Source organism: Pseudoalteromonas sp. TAE56, assembly GCF_000497955.1.
Lineage (GTDB): Bacteria > Pseudomonadota > Gammaproteobacteria > Enterobacterales > Alteromonadaceae > Pseudoalteromonas.
Genome location: NZ_AUTN01000100.1, coordinates 60,961 through 67,816 on the forward strand (window position 1 = coordinate 60,961; position 6,856 = coordinate 67,816).

3 protein-coding genes and 5 tRNA genes are annotated in these 6,856 nt (G+C 36.7%); 1 reads left to right on the forward strand and 7 read right to left on the reverse strand.

The features are described 5' to 3' along the window. Nucleotides 1-6: 6 nt before the first annotated feature. A complete protein-coding gene (locus L656_RS0110375; protein ID WP_024599159.1) occupies nucleotides 7-1,332 on the reverse strand; it encodes an OprD family outer membrane porin in 1,326 nt (441 codons plus the stop codon). An 812-nt stretch (nucleotides 1,333-2,144) separates the two neighbouring features. Here L656_RS0110375 and L656_RS0110380 point away from each other — a divergent pair. After that, nucleotides 2,145-4,823, forward strand: coding sequence for a CHASE domain-containing protein (locus L656_RS0110380; RefSeq protein WP_024599160.1), 2,679 nt, complete (start codon nucleotides 2,145-2,147; stop codon nucleotides 4,821-4,823). A 64-nt stretch (nucleotides 4,824-4,887) separates the two neighbouring features. On the opposite strand, the gene L656_RS0110385 is transcribed toward L656_RS0110380, so the two are convergent. The 6 genes from L656_RS0110385 to L656_RS0110410 form a co-directional block, all read right to left on the reverse strand. Continuing rightward, nucleotides 4,888-4,977, reverse strand: a tRNA-Ser gene (locus L656_RS0110385). Nucleotides 4,978-5,153: 176 nt separating this feature from the next. Beyond that, entirely contained in the window at nucleotides 5,154-6,194 is a 1,041-nt protein-coding gene (nadA, locus tag L656_RS0110390) for a quinolinate synthase NadA (protein ID WP_007580396.1), read from the reverse strand. Nucleotides 6,195-6,335: 141 nt separating this feature from the next. Then, a tRNA-Lys gene (locus L656_RS0110395) sits at nucleotides 6,336-6,411 on the reverse strand. 63 nt (nucleotides 6,412-6,474) lie between these two features. After that, nucleotides 6,475-6,550 (reverse strand) — tRNA-Lys (locus tag L656_RS0110400). 83 nt (nucleotides 6,551-6,633) lie between these two features. Continuing rightward, nucleotides 6,634-6,709 (reverse strand) — tRNA-Lys (locus tag L656_RS0110405). Between the two features lie 70 nt (nucleotides 6,710-6,779). Next, nucleotides 6,780-6,855, reverse strand: a tRNA-Lys gene (locus L656_RS0110410). Nucleotide 6,856: the final 1 nt, after the last annotated feature.

Here is a 6,856-nt window from a genome sequence, read left to right on the forward strand (position 1 = left end):
AGTCATTTAAAATTTAATAGTGTAATCCATATATACTCGATGGTCTGCTCTGTCACCTTTAACACCGTCAACACTGCCTGTTTTATCGGTTATATAATCTAAAAACAACCAGCGTAAGCTTAAACCTTTTATTGCCTCAACCTTATAACGTGTATCTAAAGCCCAGTACTTTTCTTCGGCTTCACCGCCTATTTGACCTAAAGCTGAATTTTCGGCGCCCGTACCGCTAGTGTAATAAAACTTAGTACTGAGCCCTGGCGATACAGCTTTTAAGTTAATACCCAAGCGTGCCTGCCATGATGTTTCATTTTGGTTTGTTAAATCGGCACCAATCAGGGAGCGCGTCGGGAATGGATTTGTTCCATGATCGCCACTAAAGTTATCTTCAATCCAAGCATCACTTACTTTCGTAAATGCAGCACCTGCGCTCCAAATATCTTTTTTCCAATCAGCATCTAAGTAATAAGCAAATCCATCGTTTTCACTTTTAGTTAAGCCTGTTAATGCTCCAGGTGTATCTTCATCATCTAAATCGCCGCCCTCTGCGCCTGTTACAAATAAATCACCATCATCTTGTGAGGTAAATATACCACTTGAAAGTGTTAACTTACTTTGTTTAAGTTTAATATCATAACTGATTTTTAATCCCATTTTACTTAGATAATTCTGGGACTTTAAATATTCAGCCTCTAATGTTAGATCGTCTTTTTTGTGCGTAGCACCCACGCCCCAAATTGCACTAATAGCGCCAGTTGCCGATTGATCGGTAGAAAAGTCTTCCCATCTATCATCGTGTCGTCGGCTCCATTTATCATATACATAACCATATACCTTAGTGTTGCCAATTTTATAGTCGCCAAAAACACCTCTAAAGGTATTAGGAATAGCCCGACTCCCAGAGCTTTTAAGCAACATACTTTTAGTTTTTTGCCCGCCCACTTTAACGTGACCGTTGTTACCCAATTTAAAATCTAAAAAATATTGACCAAATTTAGAAAAGCTATCGTCAACTCCACCGCTCTCATTACCTGCTGGTAAAATATTACCTGCGGCTGAACCTGTAGAATTAATATTCATCACGGTGTAGGTCGATACACCCACACTAACTAAGTCGTTTATATAACCAGAGGTGTAATTGAGTTCTATACCTTGAGCGAAGGTTGAATCGTCGCTTGCATCGTTATCGTAGTCACGATCAAAATAAATTGACCTGAGTTTTATATTAAACACATCTTGTTCTGTCAGTCCATTAACAGCGGCATACGAAGGAATAGAAAAACATATTAATACTGCGCTTGTTGCCACAAGTGATTTAGAGAACCGTTGAGCCATAGTTGTCTCCGTTACCTTGTTTTGTTTAAATTTTGACTGTGTAGTGCTTAACAGCGTGTATATTTTGCGACCTACACGGCAAACATGTAATAAGGTAATTAAATTTCACGCAATGACTTTTCTTTCATGCACTAAATATAGAACAATATGAGTTTTTAATGATTTAATTTTCATATTATAAAATATTAAATATTTTTTTGTGTCGGATGAATACAAAAATGACAGAGAAATTGGTTATACAACTCGTAGTTGTATAACCAATTTACTTTCAGAATATCATGACTACGATTTCATCTGACTCAGCTTACACTTACCAAATTTATATTATAAAGAACTGCTTAAGCTATTAGGTTGAAGCGTGCATACAGAAATATATGGTTTATGGTTTTATTATGGCCCTGAAGAAAGCTATATTTATTAGATACATACTTAAGTCATTTAAATATCGTAATATATCGGCAGTGTAATCTTCAAATATTATTGCACTGTAATAAAAAGCTAACCGACATTGTTATGTGGATCGCAATTATCAGTAAAAGATCAAAAAGCATGGAAGGTTTAACACCTTAAACCAATACTTTTTCGCTAGTTCTAAAATAATAGAAAGCATATAAATCATTAGCTTTATATACACTCTCTATTTACTCATAAAACTCAGAATTAAATTTCCTTTCACTCTCGAGCTCTAAACCTCTATAAAATATATATATTCTAATTATGAACAAAGTTGTATCCTGAATAATAAGTGCTATATTTATTTTGATAATAGAGGTAGATACGCACTCAGCATATTAATAATAAAGGATGAGTTAATGTTCTCAGGACGACTGGTTAGGAAAGGGTTTTTAGTCTCTATACTTGCTCATGCCATTTTTCTTATCAGCGGTATTGTATTAACTTTCTTCGCTCACATTAAACACCAAAACGCACTTAACTATAAAATAAACGAAGCACTTAACAACCGCCTTTCTACGCTCGCAACAGGCGTAACGAATAGAATCGACTTATATAAATATGGGCTCTTCGGTTTAAAAGGGTTTATACACGGTATAGGCGTTAATAATTTAAACTACCAAACATTTTCTAATTACTCTAATAGTCGTAACTATGGCCAAGAGTTCCCCGGTGCAAACGGGATTGGTTTCATTCGAAAGGTAACATCTAAGAATCTAACCCAGTTTTTACATACTGCAAAATATGATAGACCCACTCAAACATTTAACTTTAATCAGCTTAATAATGATAATAATGAACATTTTATTATTCAGTATATTTTTCCTGAACATAAAAATTTACAAGCAATAGGTTTAGATATTGGCTCAGAGAGCATGCGTAAAAAAGCAGCATTAAATGCAGCTTCTCACAATAAGGCTCAACTCACGGGCCCTATAACTTTAGTACAGGCTAATGAGCAATCACTGCAAGGGTTTTTAATTTTACTGCCAATTTATAAAAGCATTACGATTGCGGATAATAAAGAGCAACGCATTAATGAGATCTTAGGCTGGGCATACGCTCCATTATTAATAAATAAAATTTTAGACTCTCTCTCGCTAGTTGATGAGAATAAGCTAGTCATTAGCGATATAGCTAACAACGCTAAAACTGACTTTTTTAGCTACGGTATTCAAAGCAATTCAGCTAATTACCAGTTAACTAAAATAATTAAAGTGATGGGAAGAACATGGGAACTCACGCTTAGTGCTTCAGACGCATTTATTGAAACATTGCATTTGCCGGGTAAATATCAAGCTATTGTCAATGGTATTTTTTATACTCTTATTTGCATGTTTATAATTTTATTACTACAGCTATTTTTTTACCGTAGGGCACAACGAACGCAGCGAAGAATTGTCAAAGCTAAACAAAATAAGCATATGCTTCAGCAAACAAATTTAAAATTAGAAAAAGAAGTAAAACTACGCACTAAGGAAATTGCCGAAATTAGTATGCTTCAACGAAGTATTTTAAATAGTGCCAGTTATTCAATTATTGCAACCGACATAAACGGCTTAATTACTTTATTTAACCCCGCCTCTGAAAAGTTATTAGGTTATAAAGCGCAAGATGTTATTGGAATTGAAAACCCAGCAATTTTTCATTTAAAAGAAGAAATAATAAAAAAAGCCAAACAGCTTAGTGCAGAGTTAAATGAACCTGTTTTCCCTGGTTTTGAAGTGTTTATCTTAAAAGCAACGGCTACAGAGCCTGATATCAATCAGTGGACATACATTTCTTCTACAGGCGAGCACATACAAGTTAATATAAGTGTCACCTCTTTATTAAATAATGAAAATGAAATCGTTGGCTATTTAGGTATTGCTTATGATTTAACAGAGCAAATTAACCACGAACAAGCTCTAGGACACGCTAAAGAACTAGCTGAACAAGCATCTCAGGCTAAATCTGAGTTTTTAGCAAATATGAGCCACGAAATACGAACCCCAATGAATGGCATACTTGGCACATTACAGTTATTGCAAGAGCAGCCCCTCAATGAAAAGTCAAAAGAGTATTTAAAAAAATCACTTTATTCGACCCGCTCACTCACCACTATTATTAATGATATTCTCGATTTTTCTAAAATTGAGGCCGGCAAGCTTTCATTAGAGCATAAACCTTTTGATCTTTTTGAACTTATTCATCACCTAGAGTCTGATCTTGGTCTGCAAGCTAGCGATAAAAACATATACCTTAAATTTGTTATTAATATTAAGCATAAGCATTGGGTGGGCGACCCTGTTAGGCTCAGACAGGTGTTTTTAAACTTAATATCTAATGCGATTAAGTTTACATCGAAAGGTGGCGTTACAGTAACGTTTAGACTAACTGATGAAAACAAAATATGTTGCAGTATATCAGACACCGGAATTGGAATTTCTGAGAAGGCAATAGAGCGATTGTTTGAGCGCTTTGAACAAGCTGAGCAATCAACTACGCGTGAATACGGTGGTACAGGGCTAGGCTTACCTATCACTAAATCATTAATAGGCTTAATGAATGGTGAAATAAAAGTAACAAGTCAATTAGGTTCAGGCAGCCAGTTTTATGTTTACTTACCACTAGATCAAGCACAGATTGATGAAAACATATTAACAGCAAAAAATGTTGAGCTTCCTGACTTAACTGGCAAAACCATTTTATTAGCAGAAGACAACAAAATAAATCAACTGGTGGCTTCTGCAATGCTTGAACCAACTAAAGCCACCATTATTATTGCAAATAATGGGTTGGAAGCAGTTTCGTTATATGAATCACACAAGCCAGATATTATTTTTATGGACATTCAAATGCCAAAAATGGATGGCCTTCAGGCATGTAAACAAATTAAGGCGCTTGATAGCGAGCAAATTATTATCGCGTTAACCGCTAATGTTTTTACGGAACAAAAAGAAATATACAGGCAGTTATTTGATGGGTACGTTTCAAAGCCAATTGAAAAACATGAACTTATAGGCATGTTATCAACACTCTATTTAGTTAATACCTAATTTAGGCATTAAAAAACCCAGTTACTAATACCTTTCAATATTAGTAACTGGGTTCTAAGAATAATGGTGGAGGGAGAGGGATTCGAACCCTCGTTAGGGATAAACCTAAACACACTTTCCAGGCGTGCGCCTTCAGCCACTCAGCCATCCCTCCACAGTGCTGCTATTATGTAATGCAACAGCGCGCTATAGTATGAAATAGACCCTTAAGGTGCAAGGCATTTTTAAATATGAGCCTTTAAATGCTTACTTATCAAGCAATAGCTTATCTATAGGCACAAAAAACGGCTAAATCTAAGACTTAACCGTTTTTAATTTATACTTTTAAAATTACTTAGCCATGCTCGCAGTAAATTCAAGCATGCGATTAAGTGACTTAAGTGCGCCTTCGCGTAAATCCATATCAACGAATACTTCTTTACCTTTAGGGCTTATGAGGGCTTCCTCAATCGCTTTTAAGCCATTCATCGCCATCCAAGGGCAATGAGCGCAACTTTTACATGAAGCGCCCTCACCTGCCGTTGGAGCCGCAAAAAACTCTTTATCTGGACATAGTTGCTGCATTTTATAAAAGATGCCGCGATCGGTTGCTACAATAAACTTTTTATTGTCCATTGTTTGCGCAGCTTTAATTAATTGGCTCGTAGATCCAACCGAATCGGCAAGTGCAACAATTTCTGCTGGTGACTCAGGATGAACTAATACGCCTGCATCTGGGTGTAGCGCCTTCATATCTTTTAAGGCTTTAGTTTTAAATTCGTCATGTACGATACATGCACCATTCCACATAAGCATATCAGCACCGGTATTTTTTTGAATATAGCTACCAAGGTGCTTATCTGGGCCCCAAATGATTTTTTCGCCTTGCTCATCAAGGTGCTCTACTATTTCAAGTGCACATGATGAAGTTACAATCCAATCTGCACGCGCCTTAACTGCGGTAGAGGTGTTTGCATACACAACCACTTTACGGTCAGGGTGCTCATCACAAAACGCTGAGAACTCGTCTATCGGACAACCAATATCTAGCGAACACGTCGCTTCAAGTGTTGGCATTACAACCGTTTTATTCGGCGTTAAAATTTTGGCTGTTTCGCCCATAAATTTCACGCCCGCGACGATGATCATATCTGCATCATGACGTGCACCAAAACGCGCCATTTCTAGCGAGTCGGCAACGCAGCCGCCAGTTTCTTCAGCAAGTGCTTGAATTTCAGGATCGGTATAATAATGTGCAACAAGTACTGCATTTTTATCTTTTAGTAATTGTTTTATACGCGCTTTATATTCGCCTTGCTCGTCATTTGTTAACGGCGCTGGCTTAGGGGGGAAAATATAACCTTCAGGCATAATAGTTTGAGCTAGACTCATGTTCTCGACCACTTATCTACAGTGCATTAATTAGGGCGAATTATACGAGAATATAAACACAAATAACAGCAAACTAGTAAAGCTGTTTATAAAAAATAGAATGGGAATTTAAAAAAGAATATAAAGGAAAGTATTAGAGAGTGGTGGGTCATGATGGATTTGAACCATCGACCAATTGATTAAAAGTCAACTGCTCTACCAACTGAGCTAATGACCCGCTCTAATGTAAATCTGCTTTGAAAAAAGCTACGTAAATCCGCCGATTAAAACTTTCATAGAATGGTGGGTTATGATGGATTTGAACCATCGACCAATTGATTAAAAGTCAACTGCTCTACCAACTGAGCTAATAACCCGCTCTATGCACTTATTCAATTAAGAATGCAGCTTACGTAAATCCGCCGATTGATGCCATACACTATTCACAAGGAATAAAGAATGGTGGGTCATGATGGATTTGAACCATCGACCAATTGATTAAAAGTCAACTGCTCTACCAACTGAGCTAATGACCCGCTCTGACGTTGCGTTTTATAACAACTTAGTATTCTACGTAAATCCGCCGATAAAAGACCATTCAAAGAATGGTGGGTTATGATGGATTTGAACCATCGACCAATTGATTAAAAGTCAACTGCTCTACCAACTGAGCTAATAACCCG

What these genes read in the sequence shown, in the direction of transcription:
- L656_RS0110375 (WP_024599159.1), bottom strand. Translation starts at nt 1,332, where the DNA reads ATGGCTCAACGGTTCTCTAAATCACTTGTGGCAACAAGCGCAGTATTA.
- L656_RS0110380 (WP_024599160.1), top strand. Translation starts at nt 2,145, where the DNA reads ATGTTCTCAGGACGACTGGTTAGGAAAGGGTTTTTAGTCTCTATACTT.
- nadA (WP_007580396.1), bottom strand. Translation starts at nt 6,194, where the DNA reads ATGAGTCTAGCTCAAACTATTATGCCTGAAGGTTATATTTTCCCCCCT.